The 20569-nt window shown below is 69.0% G+C and carries 20 protein-coding genes and 1 tRNA gene; 14 read left to right on the plus strand and 7 right to left on the minus strand.

Annotated elements, in window-relative coordinates; all coding sequences use genetic code 11:
* The first annotated feature begins 55 nt into the window (after positions 1 to 55).
* The 4 genes from HDA45_RS21515 (at position 56) to HDA45_RS21530 (ending at position 3280) form a co-directional block, all read left to right on the plus strand.
* On the plus strand, positions 56 to 1144 hold the full coding sequence (locus HDA45_RS21515; RefSeq protein WP_343072127.1) for a sensor histidine kinase: 1089 nt from the start codon (positions 56 to 58) through the stop codon (positions 1142 to 1144).
* Positions 1141 to 1809 (plus strand): response regulator, encoded by a 669-nt coding sequence (locus HDA45_RS21520; RefSeq protein ID WP_184898068.1) that lies wholly within the window; start codon positions 1141 to 1143, stop codon positions 1807 to 1809. The genes HDA45_RS21515 and HDA45_RS21520 overlap by 4 nt, the downstream gene beginning before the upstream one ends.
* 581 nt (positions 1810 to 2390) lie before the next feature.
* A complete protein-coding gene (locus tag HDA45_RS21525) occupies positions 2391 to 2552 on the plus strand; it encodes a hypothetical protein (protein ID WP_184898070.1) in 162 nt (53 codons plus the stop codon).
* Positions 2552 to 3280, plus strand: coding sequence for a Crp/Fnr family transcriptional regulator (locus tag HDA45_RS21530; RefSeq protein ID WP_184898071.1), 729 nt, complete (start codon positions 2552 to 2554; stop codon positions 3278 to 3280). Before HDA45_RS21525 ends, HDA45_RS21530 begins: the two co-directional genes overlap by 1 nt.
* 262 nt (positions 3281 to 3542) lie before the next feature.
* Here HDA45_RS21530 and HDA45_RS21535 read toward each other — a convergent pair whose 3' ends face one another.
* The 6 genes from HDA45_RS21535 to HDA45_RS21560 form a co-directional block, all read right to left on the minus strand.
* Positions 3543 to 5318 (minus strand): glycosyltransferase family protein, encoded by a 1776-nt coding sequence (locus tag HDA45_RS21535; RefSeq protein WP_184898072.1) that lies wholly within the window; start codon positions 5316 to 5318, stop codon positions 3543 to 3545.
* Positions 5315 to 5854, minus strand: a complete 540-nt coding sequence (locus HDA45_RS21540; protein WP_221471200.1) for a hypothetical protein — start codon at positions 5852 to 5854, stop codon at positions 5315 to 5317. Before HDA45_RS21540 ends, HDA45_RS21535 begins: the two co-directional genes overlap by 4 nt.
* Positions 5847 to 7748, minus strand: a complete 1902-nt coding sequence (locus HDA45_RS21545; RefSeq protein WP_184898074.1) for a glycosyltransferase family 4 protein — start codon at positions 7746 to 7748, stop codon at positions 5847 to 5849. Before HDA45_RS21545 ends, HDA45_RS21540 begins: the two co-directional genes overlap by 8 nt.
* Entirely contained in the window at positions 7745 to 9088 is a 1344-nt protein-coding gene (locus HDA45_RS21550; protein ID WP_184898075.1) for a methyltransferase, read from the minus strand. The genes HDA45_RS21545 and HDA45_RS21550 overlap by 4 nt, the downstream gene beginning before the upstream one ends.
* 4 nt (positions 9089 to 9092) lie before the next feature.
* Entirely contained in the window at positions 9093 to 10433 is a 1341-nt protein-coding gene (locus HDA45_RS21555) for a flagellar basal body-associated protein FliL (protein WP_184898076.1), read from the minus strand.
* A 142-nt stretch (positions 10434 to 10575) separates the two neighbouring features.
* Positions 10576 to 11742: a hypothetical protein gene (locus tag HDA45_RS21560; protein WP_184898077.1), complete on the minus strand. Its 1167-nt coding sequence runs from the start codon at positions 11740 to 11742 to the stop codon at positions 10576 to 10578.
* Between the two features lie 334 nt (positions 11743 to 12076).
* Here HDA45_RS21560 and HDA45_RS21565 point away from each other — a divergent pair, with 334 nt between their 5' ends.
* The 7 genes from HDA45_RS21565 (at position 12077) to HDA45_RS21595 (ending at position 17062) form a co-directional block, all read left to right on the plus strand.
* Positions 12077 to 12430 carry a type II toxin-antitoxin system RelE/ParE family toxin gene (locus HDA45_RS21565; RefSeq protein ID WP_184898078.1) on the plus strand — a complete coding sequence of 118 codons (354 nt, stop codon included), beginning with the start codon at positions 12077 to 12079 and terminating at the stop codon, positions 12428 to 12430.
* A gap of 5 nt (positions 12431 to 12435) precedes the next feature.
* The gene (locus HDA45_RS21570; protein ID WP_184898079.1) at positions 12436 to 12735 is read left to right on the plus strand and encodes a helix-turn-helix domain-containing protein; all 300 of its coding nucleotides are present in this window, start codon (positions 12436 to 12438) and stop codon (positions 12733 to 12735) included.
* A 175-nt stretch (positions 12736 to 12910) separates the two neighbouring features.
* Positions 12911 to 13417 carry a hypothetical protein gene (locus HDA45_RS21575; RefSeq protein WP_184898080.1) on the plus strand — a complete coding sequence of 169 codons (507 nt, stop codon included), beginning with the start codon at positions 12911 to 12913 and terminating at the stop codon, positions 13415 to 13417.
* A 75-nt stretch (positions 13418 to 13492) separates the two neighbouring features.
* A complete protein-coding gene (locus tag HDA45_RS21580) occupies positions 13493 to 14101 on the plus strand; it encodes a hypothetical protein (protein ID WP_184898081.1) in 609 nt (202 codons plus the stop codon).
* 187 nt (positions 14102 to 14288) lie between these two features.
* Complete coding sequence (locus HDA45_RS21585) at positions 14289 to 14828, plus strand: DUF2716 domain-containing protein (protein ID WP_184898082.1); 540 nt, start codon at positions 14289 to 14291, stop codon at positions 14826 to 14828.
* Between the two features lie 38 nt (positions 14829 to 14866).
* Positions 14867 to 15268 (plus strand): Imm7 family immunity protein, encoded by a 402-nt coding sequence (locus tag HDA45_RS21590; protein ID WP_184898083.1) that lies wholly within the window; start codon positions 14867 to 14869, stop codon positions 15266 to 15268.
* Positions 15269 to 15319: 51 nt separating this feature from the next.
* Positions 15320 to 17062 (plus strand): ArnT family glycosyltransferase, encoded by a 1743-nt coding sequence (locus HDA45_RS21595; protein ID WP_221471201.1) that lies wholly within the window; start codon positions 15320 to 15322, stop codon positions 17060 to 17062.
* A 243-nt stretch (positions 17063 to 17305) separates the two neighbouring features.
* Here HDA45_RS21595 and HDA45_RS21600 read toward each other — a convergent pair.
* Positions 17306 to 17378 (minus strand) — tRNA-Gly (locus tag HDA45_RS21600).
* A gap of 197 nt (positions 17379 to 17575) precedes the next feature.
* On the opposite strand from HDA45_RS21600, the gene HDA45_RS21605 reads away from it, so the two are divergent.
* The 3 genes from HDA45_RS21605 (at position 17576) to HDA45_RS21615 (ending at position 20569) form a co-directional block, all read left to right on the plus strand.
* Positions 17576 to 19126: a sigma-70 family RNA polymerase sigma factor gene (locus HDA45_RS21605; protein WP_184898084.1), complete on the plus strand. Its 1551-nt coding sequence runs from the start codon at positions 17576 to 17578 to the stop codon at positions 19124 to 19126.
* 106 nt (positions 19127 to 19232) lie between these two features.
* A complete protein-coding gene (locus tag HDA45_RS21610; protein WP_101611690.1) occupies positions 19233 to 19673 on the plus strand; it encodes a DUF983 domain-containing protein in 441 nt (146 codons plus the stop codon).
* A 32-nt stretch (positions 19674 to 19705) separates the two neighbouring features.
* Positions 19706 to 20569 carry an Fpg/Nei family DNA glycosylase gene (locus HDA45_RS21615; RefSeq protein ID WP_184898085.1) on the plus strand — a complete coding sequence of 288 codons (864 nt, stop codon included), beginning with the start codon at positions 19706 to 19708 and terminating at the stop codon, positions 20567 to 20569.

Genomic DNA, 20569 nt, shown 5'->3' on the forward strand with positions numbered 1-20569 from the left:
CCCGGGTAGCTTTCGTCCTGTGCTGCTGAAAGAACGGTTTCCGTGGAGTCCCTGGGTGGGCCGCGTGCTCCGCGTGGTGCTCCCGCTGGGGTTCGTCCTCGGCGCCACGAGCAGTGCCTCCCGCTGGCAACCGGACGCGCCGCCGCTGACCACGTCCGGCGTGCTCTGGCTGGTCGCCACCGCGGTACCGCTGCTTCTCGTCCACCGCTTCCCGATGACGATCTTCCTGCTCACCTCCGCGCTGACGTTGGGTTACTACGCGTCCGGCAACCCGGGCGGGCCGACGATCGTGCTGCCGACGATCGCGCTGTTCGTGCTCACCAAGATCCGCGGACCGCTGGTCGCCGGGGTCACCGGCGGATCGCTGCTCGCGGTCGCCGGCGTCGTGTTGTTCGTCCGGCACGGGTTCGGCGCCTTCGACATGCGGGCCGGGCTGGGGTTGGTCTGGGTGATCGCGGTGGTCGGGATCGGGACGGCCGTGCGCAACGGGATGGCCGCCGCGCGGGCCCGCCGCGAGCAGGCCGACGAGCACCGGCACCGGATGGCCGAGCAGGAGCGGCTCACCATCGCCCGCGAGGTGCACGACGTCGTCGCGCACAGCCTCGCGATGATCAATGTCCAGGCCGGGGTCGCCGCTCACGTCGCCGACAGGCGCCCTGAGCAGGCGAAAGAGGCGCTGCTGAACATCAAGGCGGCGAGCGCTTCGGCGCTGAAGGACCTTCGCGCGACGTTGGCCGTGCTGCGTTCCGGGGAGGACAAGGCGCCCGCGCCGAGCCTCGCCCAGGCCGACGAGCTGTTCGAGCACGCGCGGGCCGCCGGGCTGGAAGTGCGTGTCGAGGGCGAGCCGGGCGAGCTGCCCGCGCCGGTCGACGGCGCCGCGTACCGGATCCTGCAGGAATCGCTGACCAACGTGGTCCGCCACGCGAACCAGGCACGCGGCGTCGACGTCAGGTTCGAGCGGAAAACCGGTGCGCTGACGCTGCTCGTCCGCGACGATGGCCGTGGCGCCGTCGAACCCGCGCCCGGCCACGGGTTGCGCGGCATGTCCGAACGGGCGGCCGCGCTGGGCGGCGCGCTCACGACGTCCGTTGTGGACGGCGGGTTCCAGGTTCGCGTGGAATTGCCGATCGAGGGGGAACGATGACGATCCGGGTGGTCCTCGCCGACGACCAGGTGCTCGTACGCGCCGGTTTCCGGGTGCTGCTGGAGACCGAAGACGGCTTCGAGGTCTGTGCCGAGGCCGGCGACGGCGAACAGGCCGTCGCGGCCGCCGTCGAGCACAAGCCGGACATCGTCGTGATGGACATCCGGATGCCCGGCGTCGACGGTCTCGAAGCGACGAGGCGGATCACCGCGAATCCCGAGCTGACCGGGGTGAAGGTCCTGGTCCTGACCACCTTCGATGTCGACGAGTACGTCTACGAGGCGTTGCGCGCCGGCGCGAGCGGGTTCCTGCTGAAGGACACCGACCCGGTCGAGCTGCTGCGGGCGCTGAAGGTCGTCGCCGCGGGTGAGGCGCTCCTGGCGCCGACCGTGACCCGGCGGCTGATCGCGGAGTTCGTCGAACGGCCGGAGAACCGCCGGATCGACGTGAGCGCCGTCCGCGAGATCACCGACCGGGAACGCGAGGTCCTCGGCCTGGTCGCCGGCGGCATGTCGAACGACGAGATCGCCGCGCATCTGGTGATCTCGACGGCCACCGCGCGCACGCACGTCAGCCGCATCATGACCAAGATCGGGGCACGCGACCGGGCGCAGCTGGTGGTGCTCGCTTACGAATCCGGCCTGGTCAGCCCTCGCCGGGGCTGATCGTGATTCCCCACCGCGTTCCCCCAAAAAGCTGAGATTGCCGAAAAGTCCCCGCGGTCACCGGGAGTCATTGTGCCTGCCACAACGCTGACACTGCGTTAATCTGACCAAGTGCACGTGCAGATGCACGTCCCGGGCGAGGTCTCCCGTGAGATCGGCCGAGTCGTCGTTGTCGCTTCATCTCGGTCTCGACCAGGGTTCCGGTCGAGCGTCGGCCGGATTCCGAAGGGCGATTCGAAATCATACGCACGTACTGCTTGTCCTGATTTCCTGACGAGTCCGGCGGTATCGCGCCGGGGCTCCCCTTGTCTTCGTGCACGGTGCGTGATTTTTTCTTGAGTTGCCGCGCCGAATAGCGGTCACTTTCCGTCGCGAAAAGACTTGGCAGACCGGTTCCGCCGAGGGACGGTTGCTTTCTCGCAATGCCGCTGAGCACTAGTCTTCGGCTGAACGGCGCAACGGCGATGTCACCTACCCGAAGTGATTCTCACCCGGCCGGGCAAGAACCCGATTCACTTTTCTTCTCTCACTGGGAGTCACTATTGACGGCAAATACTCCTGATCCACTTCTGGTGGTCACCGTGGGCGTCGTCGTTCTCGCCTACATCGTTTTCACCGCGATCCTCACCCGGCTCTTGCTCGCCGGGAAGGTCGCCCAACCGGCGAAGGTCATCGGCTCGGTCGCGGCGCTCGTGGCCGGGCTCCCGGCGATCCTCTACGCGTTCGCGGCGGTGGTGGGCTGATGGGCGGGGACTTCCTGGCAGCGGTCACCGAAAGGCAGCGGCAGCGGCTGCTCGAACTGGGCAAGCACGTCGACTACGCGCCGGGCACGACGTTGCTCAACCAAGGCGATCCGGCGCCGCCGGTGCTGATCGTGCGGTCCGGCTTCGTGAAAGCGATCCGCGCGGCCCAGGGCGACACGTCGCCGATGATCGTGGACCTGCTCGGCGCGGGCGACGTCCTCGGCATCGAAGACTGCCTGGCCAGACGGTCGAGTCACCTCTCGTGCGTCGCCACGAAACAGGTCCGCGTACTGGAGATCCCGCAGAACGCCTTCCACGGCTTTCTCGACGAAGACAAGCAGGCGATGGCCTTGATCGCCCTGGACCTCGCCGTCCGGCTGCGGTTGCGGAACGTGGCACTGGGTTTCGCGACGGCCAAGGTCCGGAGCCGGTTGACCGCGTTCCTCACCAGGTTGCAGTCGCTCTACGGGGTCCCCGGCGAAAGCGGCGTCGTCATCGACGTCGGCCTGAATCACACGGACATCGCGTCCGCGATCGGCGCTTCGCCCGCGTCGGTCAACGCGGAGATGGCGAAATTGAAGAACGAGGGCTATCTGACCACGGGATACAAGACGATCCACGTGAAGAAGCGTTTGCGCGAGGACGGCCCCCCGCTTTCTTCGGCACGCCCCGCCCGGCCACGGCGGATTCCGCAGATGCGAATCGGGCGGCGGGTGGCGATGGGGTGAAACGGGACTTTCACCGGGGAATCCGCGATGAAAGTCCCGTTCACCTCATGATGCGCCGCGGGGTGCGCAAAACGGTGGCGAGCTCAGCCGCGCTTCAGTTGCAGCGCGAGCCGTATGACGAACACGACGGCCAGCGCGGCGACCAGGGCGATTTCCCAGGCCATGGCGGCTCCTCCTCGTCCGGCATCCGAACGCTTCCGATGCTCTGCCCATAAGGCGCATCAACGGGGGAGGACGTTCACCGACACGGCCTAACTCACACTTACGGGCTAACGGCACCGTCAATGGCCGCCCAGACCCGGTGCGGGTCGAGGTCCATCGGCCGTGAGTCCGGATCCGGCCGCAGCCGGCGCAGCAAAACCTGCTGCACCAGCGTCGTCGGCCGAGAGGCGGCGGCGACCCGCCGCCAGAACAGGTGGTCCTCCAGGCCCTCGAACAGGACCTCGGAGCTCCATCCGCCGAACTCGTCGACCAGCGACCGCCGCACCAGATACCCGCTGCCCAGGTACGGCAGCGTCCTCAGCCGCCGCTCCTCCGGCGGCAGCGCGCCGACCAGGCCGTCCACCGGATCCGCGACCGGGCAGTGCACGACGTCGGCATCCTCCGAAGCGGCCAGCAAACGCTCCAGCAGGAATTCCGAAGCGCGCATCCCGCCGTCGAGCACCAGCAGCCACGACGCCGTCGAACGCTCCAGCAGGGAGTTCCGCGTGAGCCCTCGGCCGAGCGGGGTGTCGTGCAGCAGGACGTCGTACGGGCGCGGCCGCGGCCACGGGTGCACGCCGTCCTCGCCGACGAGCACCTTCCCCGGCCGCACGCTGCCGGTGAGCAGGTCGTTCGCCAGATCGTCCGGGTCGACCTCGCCGGTCCGGCGCACGATCAGCACGTCGACGTCGGCGTTGCCCGGCGACGAGGCCGCCGCGGGCTCCCAGCGCCGGGTGGCGACCCGTCGCGCACCCGCCGCGCGCTGCGCGATCCGTGCCGACAACGCCGTCCCGCGTGCCGAAGCCGGGCCACCGGTGGACCGGTCGCCCGCGAACCGCGCGTCGAACGACGGGGTGTCGACGGCGAGCGCGTTCTCCGGGTTCCGCAGGCTCGTCGCCAGTGCTCGCGCCGGGGCGAGATCCGCGGCCGGCGCCGAACCCAGCGAAGACGCCAGGTCGATCAGCCGTCGCGCGGACGACGTCATGTCGAGCGACTTCACGAAACCGTAGGCGGCCGAACGCAGGTGCCGTTCCCGTTCGGGTTCGTCGGCCAGCGCGGCGACGACCGAACCCAGCGCCTCCGGCCTGGCCAGCACCAGATGCTCGCCGGGGACCAGCGGCTCGACTTCGGAGGAGGTCTCGCTGACCACCACGCAGCCGTTGGTCATCGCTTCGAGCGTCCGCACCCATTCCAGGGTCTGCTTCTGCTCGCGGTGCAGGTTCAGCAGGAACCGGGACCGTGCGAGATGCTCGAACTTCGCCTTGCCCGGCAGGAAGTCGACGCGGGCGGTGGTCATCGGCTCGTGCGGCGGGGTCAGCAGCCGCGTCCGCAGCCCGGCGAGATCCCGCGCGTACGAGCCGAGCAAGACCGAACGCCGCCGTTCGGCCGTGCCGAGGTAGGTGACGTCGAGGTCGCGCGGACGGTCGAGATCGCCGCCCCACAGGTCCCACAGCGGGCTGTAGCCGAGCTGGAAATGCTCGACGCCGATCCCGCGCCGCCGCAGTTCGGCGGTCGAATCCTGGTTGATGTCGACGGCGCCGCCCAGGATGGAGAGCAGTTCCGCGTTGCGCTCGAAGGTCGCCGTCCCGGGATGCTCCACGCAGAACCCGATGGTGCGACGGCACTGTTCGGCGGTGGGGAAGTCGGCGTCCGGGGCGGTCACGAAATATTCGTGGGGGACCACGACGTACACCGTGTCGCCCCCGGCCTCGGGGTACTTGCCGATCGCTGTCCTGGCCTTGCCGCCCGCGGTGCGCACGGCGTCGGCGACCACCTCCAGGAGCTCCTCCATGAAGGCGGAACCGCCCTCGGCGGAGACGAAGCAGAGTTCGGTCACGGCCGGTCCATCTTCTTCCGCACGACCCGCAGCGGCGCGGTGACCCGCCAGCTGACGGTGCGGCGCGTGGCGTCGAGTTCGCGGGCCATCTCGGCGGCGAGACGTTCGGCGTTGAGCAGGCGCTGACGGTCGGCCGACGGCTCGCCGCCGGGCAGGATGTCCGCGTCGACGACGCCCGCCGAAACCACCAGTTCGGCGTCGAGCAGCGCGAGCCGCAGCTTGTCCCGCTCTTCGCGGCAGGTCTTCAGCTCCGCGCGCAGCGAGTCACGCTGCTGGTGGGCGAGCAGGACCTCGGACTCGAGCGCCCGCAGACGCGCCTTGGCGACGTCGAGTTCTTCCTGCTGCGAAGAGAGCTTCTGGTTCACCTCGGCGGACTCGCCTTCGTTCGGCGCGGCGGCGGTGGCCTCGCGCAGCTCGTGCTCGGTGTCGGCCAGTTTCGCCTTCAGCCGGTCCTGCTCGGCGGTGAAAACCTGCCGCTCGGCCCGGAGCCGGGTCAGCTCGGCCTGGACACGGCCGGGAATGTCGGTGTCAGACATGAACGCCCCCACTCAGTTCGGTCAGGATTTCGGAGTACTCGCGCGCGTAGCCCGCCGGGTCGAGCCACGGCAGCAGCTTCTCGTGCGCGGCCTTCGCCATCTCACGGCGGCGCGTGGCCGACGTGCCCAGCGCCCGCAGCAAGGCCGCTGTCAGCGCGTCGACGTCGTTGGTCTCGAACAGCCAGCCCGTCTCGCCGTCGACGATCATCTCCCGCGCGCCGAACACGTCGGTCGCCGCGACCGGGATGCCACAGCAGACGGCTTCGAGGATCGACCGCGGCAGCGACTCGATGTCCGAGCTGTTCACGAAGATGTCCGCGGCCTGCAGCCAGCGCAGCGGATCCGGCTGGATCGGCACCAGGCTGACCGACTTCTCCAGCCCGGCGCGCTCGACGGACTCCTCCATCGCCAGCCCGTACGGCGACGGGTGCAGGCCGACGACGGAAAGCTTCGCCTCGGGGTGGATCTTGTGGATCCGCTCCATCGCCGAGATCAGCGGCGCCTGCCCCTTGCGGGATTCCGCGATGCCGATGTTGACCAGCACGATGTCGTCCGGCGAGTAGCCGAGCATGTTCCGCGCCTGCTGCCGGGTTTCCGATCGCGTCCGGCCGCCGAACTTGTGCATCGGCGTGCCGTAGCGGACCGTCCGGCAGCGTTCCGGCTTGCTGTACGGGAGGAACATCTCGCGCGTCGCGTCCGCGACGAACAGCAGCCTGTCGACCTCGGCGAGCGTGCTCTGCCAGCGCTGCCAAACCGCGGCGGGCGGCTTCACCGGGCCCCAGTTCTGATACGCGAACGCGGGCAGCGAGAAGCTCTCGTGGATGACCCACGCCGTCGGCATCCCGGCGCGCTTCGCCGCGTCCGCGCCGACGAAGCCGCCGAGAGTGTTGACGAGCGCGACGCCCGCTCCGGAGCACTTCGCGAAGCGCGCCAGCTCGGCGACGTGACCTTCGTAGGCGGGCACCGTCTGGTTGCGGTAGTGCGTCGTGACGTGGACGGGGATGCCGAGTTCGTGGCAGTCCGCGCGCAGCGGGCCGTCGGTTTCGCTGACCAGGCTGACCTGCCAGCCGTGGTCGGTCACCATCCGGCTCAGCAGTTCCTGCAGCCACAGCTGCCCGCCGCCGACGCCGAGGCTGTGCGTGAACACCAGCACGTGCTTCGGATCGGTCGGGATGTTCACGCGTGCCATCGCACGGGCGGTGTCACCGGCCAGCTCGTCGGCGAGTTCGGCGTCGTCCGGGTCCGCGACGGGGTTGCGAAGCGTGAAGGTGCGCTTCGCCGACACGACCTCGCCGACGCCTTCGGTGCGGTACCGGACGCGAAGCGACAGCGTCCGCTCTTCGCCGTACGGGAGGTCGACGGGCACCCACGCCTCGAAGCCGCTCACCGCGGCGTCGTCGAATCCGGGGAATTCCTTGGGCACGTCCTTACGCGGCAGGCGGGTGCGCGCGCTGACCGTGCCGCCACCCTCGACCATGACCTCGATCAGGCTCGGCGCACGACCCTGCAACATGGCCCACCCCGTCACGTAGACGACGTGCCCTTCGGTGACTTTGCCCTGTTTCGGCGCTTCGAGTTCGCCCAGCCACAGCGGTTCTTCACCCGGCAGCGTTCCGACGTGGACGGTCGCCTGGTTCAGCACGCGCTCGTCCGGTCCGGTGACGACGACGTCCTGGGTACCCGCGGGAACCCAGGTGGCCGGGACGGCACGCCAGCCGAAGGTGCCTTCGGGCGCGCCCGGGCACGGCTCGGGGAACAGGTTCGCTTCGACGTCCGCGATGGTCACGGACATCTCGTCGATCCGGCTGATGCCGGTCGTCCAGCCCCGGAGCTCGAACAGGTGCCCGACCGGCCGGTCCGGGGTCAGGATTCCGGCGGTATGCAGGCTCGTCATCGCTTCGCTACCTCGTCTTCGTTCGCCGCCACACCGGCGCCGACCTTCGTTGAACGGTACCTGTGGACGGTTCTCGCCAGGCGCTTTCGCCAAATCCCGTCGATGGACGCGCGCACCTCGTCCGTGCCGTGCGCGGTGCCGCACGAGCCGATCGCCGAGAAGGCGACCTCGCGTGCCATCGCACTGTCCACAAAGGAGGGATGAAGGCCGATCAGCACCCCGAGCCAGCCCGCCAGATCGCGTACCGTGCCGCCTTCGGCCGCCGCGGACCAGCAGGCGTCGGCGAGTTTGTCGGCCAGCACGAGCACTCCGCGCTCGACCACTTCGGACACCCCGGCGCCCGCGTTCCGCCACTCGAGGTCGATCGGGCGCAACGTCGCGCCGTCGACGAGGACGTTGTGCGGCACCAGATCCCACAGCGCCTCGACCCCGCTCGCGGCCTCCGAGCGGACCAGGTCCCGCCAGCCGGTGAGCAGCTCCGCGACTCGCTCCGGCTCGTCGAGCAGGACCTCGACCATCGTCGGAGCGTCGTACACCTTGTCCGCGCACGGTCCGACCGAGATCCCGGCGACCGGCGGCGACGGGACAAGCGGCGCGCGGCGGACCTCGGCACCCTCCCCGGTGCGCACGACGTCCGCGCGGGTGCAGGCGAACGCGGCGCGCTCGGCGGTGTTGAAGTAGGTCGCGAGCCGGTACGCGGGCCAGAGCGAAGCGGCGCCGGGGCCGGACAGCAGGGCGAGACCGTTCGCGGGACCGCCGCTGATCGCGGCGGAAAGGCGGGGCAGTTCGGTGTCGATCTGCGCGCCGCGAACCGCGCGGGCGACCTCGTGACCGGGGGAGCAGAGCAGCTCACGCTGCACTTCGAGACCGGCCGCCGCGAGCGTCCTGACGACACCGCGCGAAGACGTCAGCACCACGACGGCACCCGTCGGGGACAGCCGCTCGCGAACCCAGTCCAGCAGATTCCGCGTCGCGTACGGCTGCTGGACGACGACGAAGTCGTAAGTCTCGATGACCAGCCGATCGTGCACCGTCACGGTGCCGAGGTCGCGGGTGCGGAACCGCACCGCGGCGGCGCGGACCGGGTCGGCCTCGACGGCGTGCACCGTCGCCGAGACCTCGCCCAGGTACCGCGTCAAAGCGCCGAAACCGGCACCCACTTCGAGAACCCTCGCCGCTTTCGGCAGCACGAGCGCCCGGAGGACGTTCGCGGCGCCGTGGTCGAGCGCGACGCGCTCGGTGGCGTCCCATCCGGCGAAGTGCAGTTCGTCGGACAGCGAGCCGGTGTCCTCGGCGAGGGAGAGCAGAGTCGTGAGCAACCGTGCCTTCTCGGCGGTCATCGACTCAGCTGGTGACGGCGTAGTTTTCCAGCGTCTTCTTCACCGCACGCTGGTACGTGCCGCTCAACGCCTTCTCGCCGTCTTCCCCGCCCAGCGGATCCTGCAGGATGTCGACGCGCACGATGTTGTTGCCGCTGATCCAGGTGCCGCGGTAAACGCCCTTGTCACCGTCGATCTTCTTCTGGAAGTTCAGCTTCGGCGGCATCCCCGGCAGCGGCTCGGTGATCTGCACGAATCCGTTGCTCGTCTGGTACTGGCGCAACTGCTTGACCAGGTCGGCGGCGGCACCGGGGTTGCTCAGCGGGATGACGGTGACCGAGATCTTGGCAGGCTGCGGCCCCGTCTCGTCCGGCTGCTTCTGCGAGCCGCGGTACGCGACCTGCTTCACGCCGGCGGCGATGACGAGGTCGGTCTCGCCCTTCTCCAGACCGGCGAGCTGCGTGAGCTGGGCCGCGGGGATCGCGCCGCTCTTCGAGTCTTCTTCGCCGGACTGCTCCGGGATCTTCTCGAACAGCAGCTCTTCGGGCGTCTTCGGCTTGGCCGACGACGTCGGGGGCGCGGCCTGCGACTGGCTCGGCTGCGGCTGGGCCGTCGGGTCCACCGGATCGTCACCGCCGCCCTTGAAGGCGAAGTAACCGCCGACACCCAGCCCGGCGAGCACCAGGACGGCCACGACGGCGATGATCGCGATCTTGCCGCCCTTGCCCTTGGGCTTGTCTTCGAACAGCTCGGGGCCCTGCTTGACCCACTCGGTGCTGCCGACCGGCGAGATCGGCGGGAAGTCCGAACCACCCCACGGCGGGCTGGCGTCGTTGTCGGTCCAGCCCTGTTGCTGCGGCTGCTGGTAACCGTGCTGCTGGTGCTGCTGCTGGGGGAAACCGCCCGCGGGCGAGGCCTGGCCCTGCTGGGGGAAGCCGCCGGCCGGGGACGCCTGGCCCTGCTGCGGGAAACCGCCTGCCGGCGACGCCATCGGCGGCACGACCTGGGTGCGGTTCGGATCGGCCTGCTGCTGCTGCCAGTTCGAGACGACCTGGGTGCGCTCGCCCTCACCGCTCTGCGGGGGCTGGCTCACCGGCGCGATGATCTGGGTCGAATCGGCGCTGTTGGGCTGGCCGGACTGCTGCTGCGGCGCCTGCTGTTGCGGCGGCGGCGCGACAGGCTGCTGCTGCTGGAAAGGCTGCTGCGGCTGGTGGCCGGGCTGCTGGACCTGCTGCTGAGCCGGGTCGCCGTACGCGACCGCCGAGGACAGCACCTGGTCACGGCGAAGCCGGTAATCGTCCGCGGAGAGCCGTCCCGATGCGAGCTCCTCGTCCAGATTGCGCAGCTCTTCCTGCCAGGACACCACCGGCCCCCTTATCCGATTCCGGCGGGAGCCCCGCTCCCGGCCTTCGCGATACCACCACTGCGGTGACCTCGCACATTCTGCACTGCCCGGACTCGGTCCGCCCTCGCGGGTCTAATCGTGATCTCCTCGCGACCTGCGCTTCTCAACCGGTCGGGAGAACAGTGTCCAAGGAGGTCAGAGTCTGCTCCAGACGAGTGTCGAGCGCCTTCGGATCGCCGCCGAGCGGCTGCGACACCCAGGTCGTCACGGCCATCGTCCCGGAGACATAGCCGAAGCCGCTGAGCTGGCCGTTCTTGTTCGCGCCGACGAGGGCGAGCCGGTCGCCGACGCGCTGCTCGCGCAGTCCGGCGTTGAGCGAGTTCTCGCGGAAGTACTTGACGATCGCGGTGGCGTCCTTGACGTCGTTCGCCGGGATCACCAGAACGAGATAGCCGTTCGTACCCTCGCTCGAACCCTTGTGGGTGATCGACGCGACATTCTTCGAGGCGAGGTAGTCGCCCGCGGCCCGCGAGTAGAGGTTGAGCTCCACGCCCTTCGCGACCGACATCGTCGAGTTGTCCTTCGACGGTGTTCCGGGCAGCGCGGGCAGCCTGTCCTCCAACGGCGTCTGGGTGCTGTTGGGCTGGCCCGACGGCGTGAGCCCGTCCGGCGGCTGGGCGATGCTCGGCGTGGGAGGCCGGTCGGCGACGTTCGAGGACGGCGACGAGCCCAGCCACAACGTTCCGCCGATGATCAGCGCCAGCACGACCAGCACTCCGGCGCCGATGAACAGCCAAGTCGGCTTGCGCTTGCCGACGACCGCGTAGTCGTCGGCCGGAGCTTGGTGCCGCGGCCCGGGTTCGGGGGCCAGCGGCGGGAGCGGATGGTTCAGCCTGCTGGTCGACGGTTTGTCCTTGACCGGAGGCGGCTCGGCGCGCAGGTACACCGTCGGATTGATGTCGGCGGGCGAAGGCGCGGTGGTCTTGTGGTCCGCGATGCGAGGGACGACGGGCTTCCGCTGCTTGGGCTTCTCGGCGATGAAGGGCTGGGTGCGCTGTTCCGGCGGCGGAGGCACGTACGCCTGCTGAGGCTGTTGATACGGCGGGGGCTGCGGAACCGTGACCGTGGGCAACTCGACCGGCCGCGCGGCGGGATTGGCGCTGTGCCATTCCCCGCCCGGGCGTCGCAGCGGTGAGGGGACCGGTGACGGCATCGTCCCGCCGGAGGCCTCCGCCAGCAGTTCGTCGCGCTTCCTGCGGTGTTCGGCGTGCCCGATGCGACCCGCGGCCAGCTCGACGTCCAGCTGTCGAAGCTCGTCCTGCCAGCTCATTTAGCCCCCTGCCGCCGGGTGTGGGCAGCCAGTGTTGCATGCACCCTTATGGGTGGTTGATGTGGTCTTTCCACATTCTTGCGTCCACTCACGACCTGGTCCAGCACGGATCGTGCGCGATCTTGGAGCCCGCCGCTCGGGTGAGGGGTGTGTGGAAATAGGGACGTTGAGTGTCCCTATTTCCACACACCCCTCCAGATCCGGCATCACCACGCGTCTGTCCACGGTGTGATGCTCTTTGCGTCCACTCGCCAGGCCCTCCTTCGCGCACGATTGCGAGGGCGCAAATGGATCGCTCAAAAGTGTCTCTACCTGCGAATATAGCATCGAAGCTATGGCATGGGGTACCGTGGAACTGGAACCGGAGGTTCGTGACTGGCTGGAGAGTTTGTCCACGGCGCACTTCGCGACAGTCGCCTTCTATGTGGAGCTCCTCGCGGAGCAGGGGCCGTTGCTGGGAGAGCCGTACACGCGACAACTCGACGGCAAGTTGCGGGAGTTGCGGTTTCATCTGGACGGGGAAGCCGTGCGGATCACTTACTGGATCGCGTCCGGCAGGCGAATCGTGTTGCTGACCGAGTTTCGGAAGACCCGGATGCGCGAAGAGCGCGAGGTGCGACGGGCGCGGAAGGCGATGTGGCGATGCGTTGCTCGAAGGCATACGACCGATGAGCGTGGTGGGGAGTGAGGACGATGGCCGAGCGGACCGACTGGCGGCGGCTTCGCGAGCAACGGATGGCCGAGCCGGGCGCCGTCGACGCGTACGAGGCCGCGAGGCTGGCCTACGACCTGGGCAAGACGGTGCGTGAACTGCGCGAGGCACGTGGCTGGACCCAGGCGAAGCTCGCCGCCGAGGCCGGGATGACGCAGTCCGCCGTCGCGCGGTTCGAGGCAGGGGGAACCGTCCCCACCATCCCGGTGCTGGAAAGGCTGGCTCACGCTCTCGAAGCCGTTCTCGATGTCCGCATCACCCCGCGTCTGTCCACGGTGTGATGCTCTTTCGGCAGGTCAGAGGCGGCGGACCGGTCCCGCGGGACTGTGAAGGGCGCTTTCCCCGCATGGCATGAGAGGAAAGCGCCCTTCGCCGCGTGAGATAGGGGGAAAGTTCCCTTCAGCCCGCTTTGGTAGGTCAAGGCGCCGGTACGGTGGCTGACGTGGGAAGTGCCGGGTGACGGAAATCGACGCGTGTCGCGGCGCGCTGCGCGAGCTGGCCATCGGCAGGCTCGCCGGACGTGACGTCCGCACGTCCCACCTGGTCGAGGCCGGGCTGGACGCGATCGTCGCAGGACTCGACTCCCCTTCCCTTGCCCTGCTCGCCGGGCTCGAGTCCTCCGCGGAAGAGTCCGTCGACAAGGCGTTCTGCCAGGTCGTCGACGAACTCGGGCTCGAACTGCCCGCCGATCCGACGGCCGCCCGCTGGCAGCTGGTCCACGGCTGGCTCACCGCGATGGTCGAGGGCGACCTCTCACCCGCCGCCGGCGGCGCGCTGGTCAGCGAGGTCGGCGAGCTGCTCGGCTCCCCGCCGTCGCTGCGGGGGATCACGCGCTGGTCGGCGATGCTCGACAGCTGGATCCCGACCGATCTCACCCCGAGAGATGTCTGCGAAGTGCCGATCCTCGAAGAAGCGGCAGAGCTGCTCGAAGGTTCCTGGCCTCCTCGCCCGCGTCACCCGTAAGGCGCCGGTTTCTGTCGTACATGTGTTCTAAAATAGTCGTTGTACAGGAGGAACAGCGGCGAAAGGCAGACACGGATGGCCTACATCACCCTGCCCACGTTCGTGGGGTACAGCACGAGCTCGGGTCCCTCTCGTTCCTCGTTCGTCCGGCGCTGGCGCCGTCAGTACGAGGATCCGGCCCGGGGCGGGTTCAACTTCTACCTCCGCGCCGCCAACGCGATCCGTGCCGGGCGGATCTCCGGACGGGATCGCGAGGTGCTGCGTGCCCTCGTCGAGAACGCGGACGAGCGCACGCGGCCGCACTACACCGACATCGCCAACGGCTGGCTGCGCTACGTCGGGCGGCGTGACCTGCGGCTGGCCGAGGTCGGCCGGTCCCGATGGCGGCTCGGCACGCTCGAGGTGGGCATCAACCCGCACCTCGGCCTGCGTAAGGGCGACGGCCCCGTCTACGTCACCTGGCTCTACTTCAAGGAGGAACCGTTGAGCCGGGACGCGGCGCAGCTGGTGCTGTGGCTGCTCGAACAGACCATGGACGACCTGCGGCCCGGCGGGCGCCCGTTGGTGGTCGACGTCCGGCGTTCGAAGGAGTTCGCGTTGTCGCCGCGAGATCGCGACAAGGTGCGGCCGTGGGTACGGAGTGAGGCCTCGGCCTTCATGAGCCTTTGGGAGGCGGCCGCGTGAACGAGCGACGGCGAGCCCGCATTCGGTGGGCTCGCCGTTCACGCACCGTCATTCTCACGGTTCCGGCGGCTGCGCAAGACACCTGATCAGGTGACAGTTTCGCGGAGTATGCCCACGAGCTGGACAACTTGGGCCCCGAACACGAAGCTTTCCCAGTCTTAATCGGCCGAACCACCGAGGGTCGCTCGTGAACAACGCTTGGGAAGCCGTCTCCAGGGTCGCAGATGAGCCGGCTTGGTACTGGGTCTACGACAAGCTCGCGTTCTGGCCGAGTACGTACGCGCACGCGTGGCCGGGCTTCCGTGAGCCCGCTCCGTCCGTCGCGTGGGATCTCGCGCCCGGGGGACTGGACAGGTCGACGGCCGAGTTCAGGCACGGCCCGTACGCCGTCGAGCAGAACGACGTCGCCCGTGTCGCGCTCTCGGCGTTGAAGGAGTGTGTCGCCGAGGACGAGTGGGTCTGGGTGTTGCACTGGCAGCACCAGTCGTACCGCTTCTACCCGCATCGGCACGCCGCGCTCGACCCGTGGCCGGTCCCGGTGTTCCCGCGTACGGACTATCACCTGTTCCTGGCGAACGACTTCCGCTTCGGCACGCTCGGGCATCCCTGGGAACGGACCTTGTGCGTCTACGGCGAGAAGCTCGTGCCCGCCTTCGAGAAGCACGGCGAGAGGGTCTTCAAGAACGCGCTCCGGCGCAACGGCGCGCCTGCCGCGTTGGCGGGCTGACCGCCGTCCGGCGGGCGGACCTGCCTAAACTCAGGCGGGTGTTCGAATATCACGGGTGGGTGACCATCCAAGCGAGCCCTTCCGGCGACGATGACGCGGCGCTGCTCGAGCGCATCGTCGAGCGGGTGCACCGCGCCGTCCGCGATTTCGACGACGGCGATCTGGTGGACCTGCGCTGGGCCGCCGGGGTGCCGGTGCTGCATCTGGGCGGGATGGACAAACACGGCACGGCGATCGCGCCCGAGCTGGTGGACCTGTTCACCCGCGTCGGCGACCTCGCGCCCGGTTCGTACGGTCTCCTGCACGTCTGGGACGACCAGGATCCCGCGCACGACAACGAATTCAAGGTGTACCGGATGGCACGCGGCCTGGTCACCGAACGCGGCGACGACCACCTGTCCCCGGTCTCGCCCACCGTGATCGACGGCTACGAGATCTGAACCGAGCGCCCGCGCTCCAGCCGCCCCGGACGCGCGGCTAGATTCTCGACCATGGTCTTGACCAGGGGGATCCGCCGCGTACAGGTGAACACATGGGTTCTGCTCGCGGTGGCGCTCGCTTGGCTGGTCGTCAACTTCCGGTGGATCGTCCTCTACCGCGACGGCCAGGTGTTCGACATCGACGAGGCCGGCTACTTCGGCATGGCCTTGAACAATCACGGAGCCGCGCTCCGGGACGGCGTCGCCGGCTGGATCGAAGCCGTCGAGTCGCCGGGTATCCAGGCGCCCCTGTTGCCGGCGCTGACCTCCCTGCACTTCTTCGCGACCGGCACGGGCACCGTCGCCGCGTTCGTCGTCCCGCTGGTGGCCGGGGTGGCGCTGATCCTGCTCACGCACGCCGTGGCGAACAGGGTGGCCGGCCGTCCGTTCGCCTGGCTCGCCACGGCGCTGATCGCCACCGCCCCCGGTGTCGTCTTCGAGGCCCGCGCTTACCACTTCGCGCTTCCCGCGGCGGTCATGACGACGGCGGCGATCTACTTCCTGGTCCGTTCCGAGGGACTGTCGAAACCGAAGTTCGTCGTGCCCTTCGCGATTTTCGTCGGGCTGATGCCGTTGTCGAGGACGATGGCGATCGCGTTCGTGCCAGGGCTGGTGCTGGCCGCGCTGATCCAGGCGGTGGTGCCGCGAGACCGGACGAAGCGGCTGAAGTGGTTCGCGCTGGCGGCGGTCGTGGGTGCCGGTGTCGCGGCGCTCTGGTTGGTGCCCAACGGCGTCCGGGTCTTCGAGTACCTCACGGGTTTCGGCTACGGGAAGCAATCCGTGGAGTTCGGCGAGGAGGCGGGTGTCTTCAACCCCGGTGCCTGGGTCCAGCGGCTGCGGCTGTTGATCTTCGACCACGGGCTGCCGCATACGGTGCTGCTGTGTGCCGGGCTGGTCGCCGCGTTCGTCGTGGCGATCGCGAAGATCCGGACCGGTCCGGTCAAGGACACCCTCCGCTCGATGGTGGCGTCGCCGCTGTTCCCGTCGGCGTTGCTCGTCGCGGAAGGCGGCGTGGCGGTGCTGACGTCGAAGAACGCGGGGACGGCCTTCTTCCTCCCGTTGATCCCGTCCATGGCGATCCTGGCGCTTTGGGGGCTGTATCGGGCGCACCGGTCGCTTCGGCGGGCTTTGCCGTTCGCGGTCGCGGTGGTCGGGTTGGTGGCGATGGTCCCGCTGCTGGATCTGCGACTGCCGACAGCGCGGGCCTGGTCGGTGGACCTCCCGGTGCTGGGCTCGTCGAAGATCACCGACGGGCGTGGGTCGCCGCAGATCTATGTCGATCCGGGCGGCCGGATCACCGAACCGGTGAGTGTGGAGACGGTGCGGGAGTGGAAGGCCGTCGCGGAGTGGGCGGCCGGGCAGGTCGAGGAGAACCACGCGCTGGGCGGGGCGACGGCGTTCGGGTTCCGTGACCGGCTCTTCAACACCAACACCCTGCAGTTGGAGATGCTGCGGAGGTTCGGCTACGGGGTGGCTCTGCCGCAGGTCAGTCCGACGGAGGACGGGAACACCGAGCCGGACTACCGGGCCTGGCTGACCTCGTACCGCAACAGCAACAGCGGTGACGCGAGCAAGACGTGCCTGCTGTTCACGGCGACGGGCACGATCAACGAGTTCGAGCCGAAGGTGGATCCGCCGTCCATGGTGTCCGCGGCGACGGCTTCGGGGTTCACTCCGATCGCGACGCGGCCCCTACCGAACGGTCGGCTGGTGACCTTATGGAAGCGCCCGCAGCCCACCTGCGTGCCCTCCTGAGCGCCCCACATATGCACAAATCCGAATTACTACGGTCGTGTGACTCCGCTCACCGACCTTGTAGCACTTAGTAACCACCAGATCGAAGCGAAAGAAGGGAAAAACAAGAAACCCCACGTGCCCGATACCCACCCGAGAAGGTGAGATACAGACCCGTGGGGGTCCGGGGGGCTCGGCCCCCCGGGTGTTATGGCGAGCAAGCCATGGTCCAGGCGTTCCCTGGACACACCGCGCCCACTTGCGAGCGGATGACGGGATTCGAACCCGCGACCCTCACCTTGGCAAGGTGATGCGCTACCAGCTGCGCTACATCCGCGTGTGACTCACTGTTCCAACACTCGTTTGAAGCAGTGGAACAACCATACACCGACCGTCTGTAGCGGTTTTGACCCACCCCGGCAGGTGCTTCGGTGTCACACCTGGCGTACAAGGGGTGACGACGGCTGCATACCTCCGTATGGTGTCCCCATTCGACCGAATGGTGAGTCCTTCGGGGAGGAGGTGCCTGGCCGGATGACCGAGCAGGGCACGGTGCCGCTTCAGGCGGTCTCGGAATCCGACGAGCAGGCATTGCTCCAGCGGCTCCGCGAGGGGGAGGACGCCGCCTTCGGGGAGCTTTTCGAACTTCACGCCGCCGCCGTGCGGCGGCTGGCCCGCAGTCTGGCCTCCGATCGGTCGGAGGCCGAGGACATCACGGCCGAAACCTTCTTCCGGGTTCTTCAGGCGTTGCGCCGGGGTGCCGGTCCGCGGGATTACGTCCGCGCGTATCTGCTGACGGTGGCTCGTCGGGTCTCGTGGGAGTGGCACGGCGCGCGTCGTGACGTGCCGGTGAGCGACGACGAGCTGACGTTCCGGGCCGGGGCGGGGGCGGACACGCATGCCCGTACGGCCGAGCATTCGCTGATCACGACCGCTTTCACGAGTTTGCCGGAGCGCTGGCGTTCGGTGTTGTGGCAGACCGAGGTCGAGGGCGAGCAGCCGTCGATGGTCGCGCCGCATTTCGGGTTGAGCGCGAACGCGACGGCGGCGCTGGCGCGGCGGGCGCGGCAGGGGCTGCGGGCGGCGTATCTGCAGGCGCATCTGTCGGTGAACCGCGGGCCGGATTCGTGCCGGGCGGTGGTGGAGAAGCTCGGCGGGTTCACCGCGGGCAGTGTCACGGGCGCCGAGGCTCGCCGGATCAAGGCGCACCTGATCGGGTGCCAGTCCTGCCGGGCGACGCACGACGAGCTGCGTGACGTCTGTTCTTCGCTGCGGGCGCACGCCGGTGTGGTGGCCCTGCTGGTGCCGGCGGCCGTCGGTGCCCACGCGAGCGGGGCGTTGTCCGGATTCGCCGCGTCGGTCAAGGGGCTTCTGCTCGGGTCGAAGGTGAAGGTCGGCATGGCGGTGGCGTCGACGGCGGCCGCGGGCGCCGTCGGGATCGTCGCCGGTCCGGCCGTGTTCGGCACCGATGTCACGCACACGATCGGCTTGTCCGGCGGCGGGCTGCCGGAGCTGGCGTTGCTGCCCGCTCAGATCGCCCCGCCCGCGCAGGACCGGCCGGTGGAGATCCCGCCGCAGCGGATCGCCGAGGACCGGCTGCACGGCAAGGGTTCCGGGCCGGTCGAGACCGGGCTGGGCCCGGGCGCCGAACTCGGCGTCGCCGATCTGCCGAACCTGCCGGGCGCGGGCACGTCGCGGAAGGAACTCGGCGGCGGTGACATCCAGAAGCCGCAGCCGCAGCCGCAGCCCGGTCTGGTGCCCTCGCAGGAGGAGACCTCGCCCAGGAACGAGGTCCCGCCGGACACCGGCACGAACCAGACCACCTCGAAACGGGACGACATCCCGCCGTCCGGGTCGACCGACCCCACCGAGGAGTCGCTGAGCCCGACGACGACGCCACGGGACTCGACGACGCCTTCCGAGCCGGACGCGACTGACCCGGAAGGGTCCACTTCACCGGTGACGGGCACCCCGGAAAGCACGACCGAGACGCAGTCCGGGGAGCCGTCGGAGGAAGAGCCGAGCCCGGTGAAACCGACTTCTCACTATCCGGAACCGGGCATCGACTACCCGACGTGCCCGTAACTCCCGAGAGGGACGTATCGCCTTCGAACTCTCGCGAATCCGGTCGTGATCACGGTACGGTGGGGGTCGCTCACGACGAGCGAGCGGCCGCGCGGGAGGCGACTGAATGAACCGGCTGGTGCACGGCGAGGACGGCCGTGACTGGGTGGTCCGAGCCCAGATGGAATGGCGTGCTCCCGCGACTGCGGACGATTTCGAGCACGATGTGGCGGGTAGCTACGGCCCGGGTATCGCGATGATCGTCGTGACGGCGGTGCTCGCGCTCGTGCTCATCATGTGGACGCCGACGGATGTGATGATCCCGTCCTGGGTGCCGTTGGCGCTGTTGCTGATCGCGTTGTTCTTCCCGTTGCGGTGGATCCTGCGCCGCCCGTGGACCGTGGTCGCCGAGACCGAGGGCGATCTGGCGGGCGACAGGCCGTCCGAGCGCTGGGTGGGCACCATCCGCGGCATGTTCACCGTGCGCGGCGAGGTCTCGAAGATCACCAAGACCATCCAGAAGCACTCGCTGCCCGATTTCGACGGTCCGTTGCACCCGGTGGAGTAGTCGCGGCGGCCTGAACGCGCGAGACTGGGGCCATGCCCGAGTTACCCGAGGTCGAAGCGCTCGCTCACCACCTGCGTGAACACGCGGTGGGCAAGACGGTCTTCCGTGTCGACGTGTCGTCCCTCAGCGTGCTGAAGACGGCGACACCGCCATGGACCGAGCTGCACGGCCGCGAGGTCACCGGGGCCGGTCGCTTCGGCAAGCATCTCGACCTCGTCGCCGGGGATCTCCATCTGGTCGTCCACCTCGCGAGGGCGGGCTGGCTGCGCTGGTCCGACGCGTTGTCGCCGACGCCGCTCAAACCCGGCAAGGGGCCGATCTCGCTGCGCGTCCACCTCGACGCGGCCGCCGGGCCGGGGTTCGACCTCACCGAGGCCGGTACGAAGAAGGGCCTCGCGGTCTGGATCGTGCGCGATCCGGAGAAGGAGGTCGCCAGTATCGCGCGGCTCGGGCCGGACGCGCTGTCGCTGGACCGGACGGAACTCGAGAAGCTGTTCGCCGGGCGCACCGAGCGGCTGAAGACGGCGCTGACCGATCAGTCGCTGATCGCCGGGATCGGCAACGCCTACTCCGACGAGATCATGCACATGGCGAAGCTTTCTCCTTACGCCACAACCGGAAAGCTGTCCGAAGGAGCGCTCGACGGGCTCTCGGAGGCCATCCGCGAGGTGCTGACCAGTGCCGTGACGCGCTCGGTCGGCCAGTCCGCGGCCCGGCTCAAGGGGGAGAAGCGTTCCGGGTTGCGGGTGCACGCGCGGACGGGGCTGCCGTGTCCGGTCTGCGGCGACACGATCCGCGAGATCTCGTTCGCGGACAAGTCGTTCCAGTACTGCCCGACCTGCCAGACCGGCGGGAAACCGCTGGCCGACCGGCGGATGTCGCGGCTGCTCAAGTGA

Origin of the sequence: Amycolatopsis umgeniensis (genome assembly GCF_014205155.1) — a bacterium.
GTDB classification, from domain to species: domain Bacteria; phylum Actinomycetota; class Actinomycetes; order Mycobacteriales; family Pseudonocardiaceae; genus Amycolatopsis; species Amycolatopsis umgeniensis.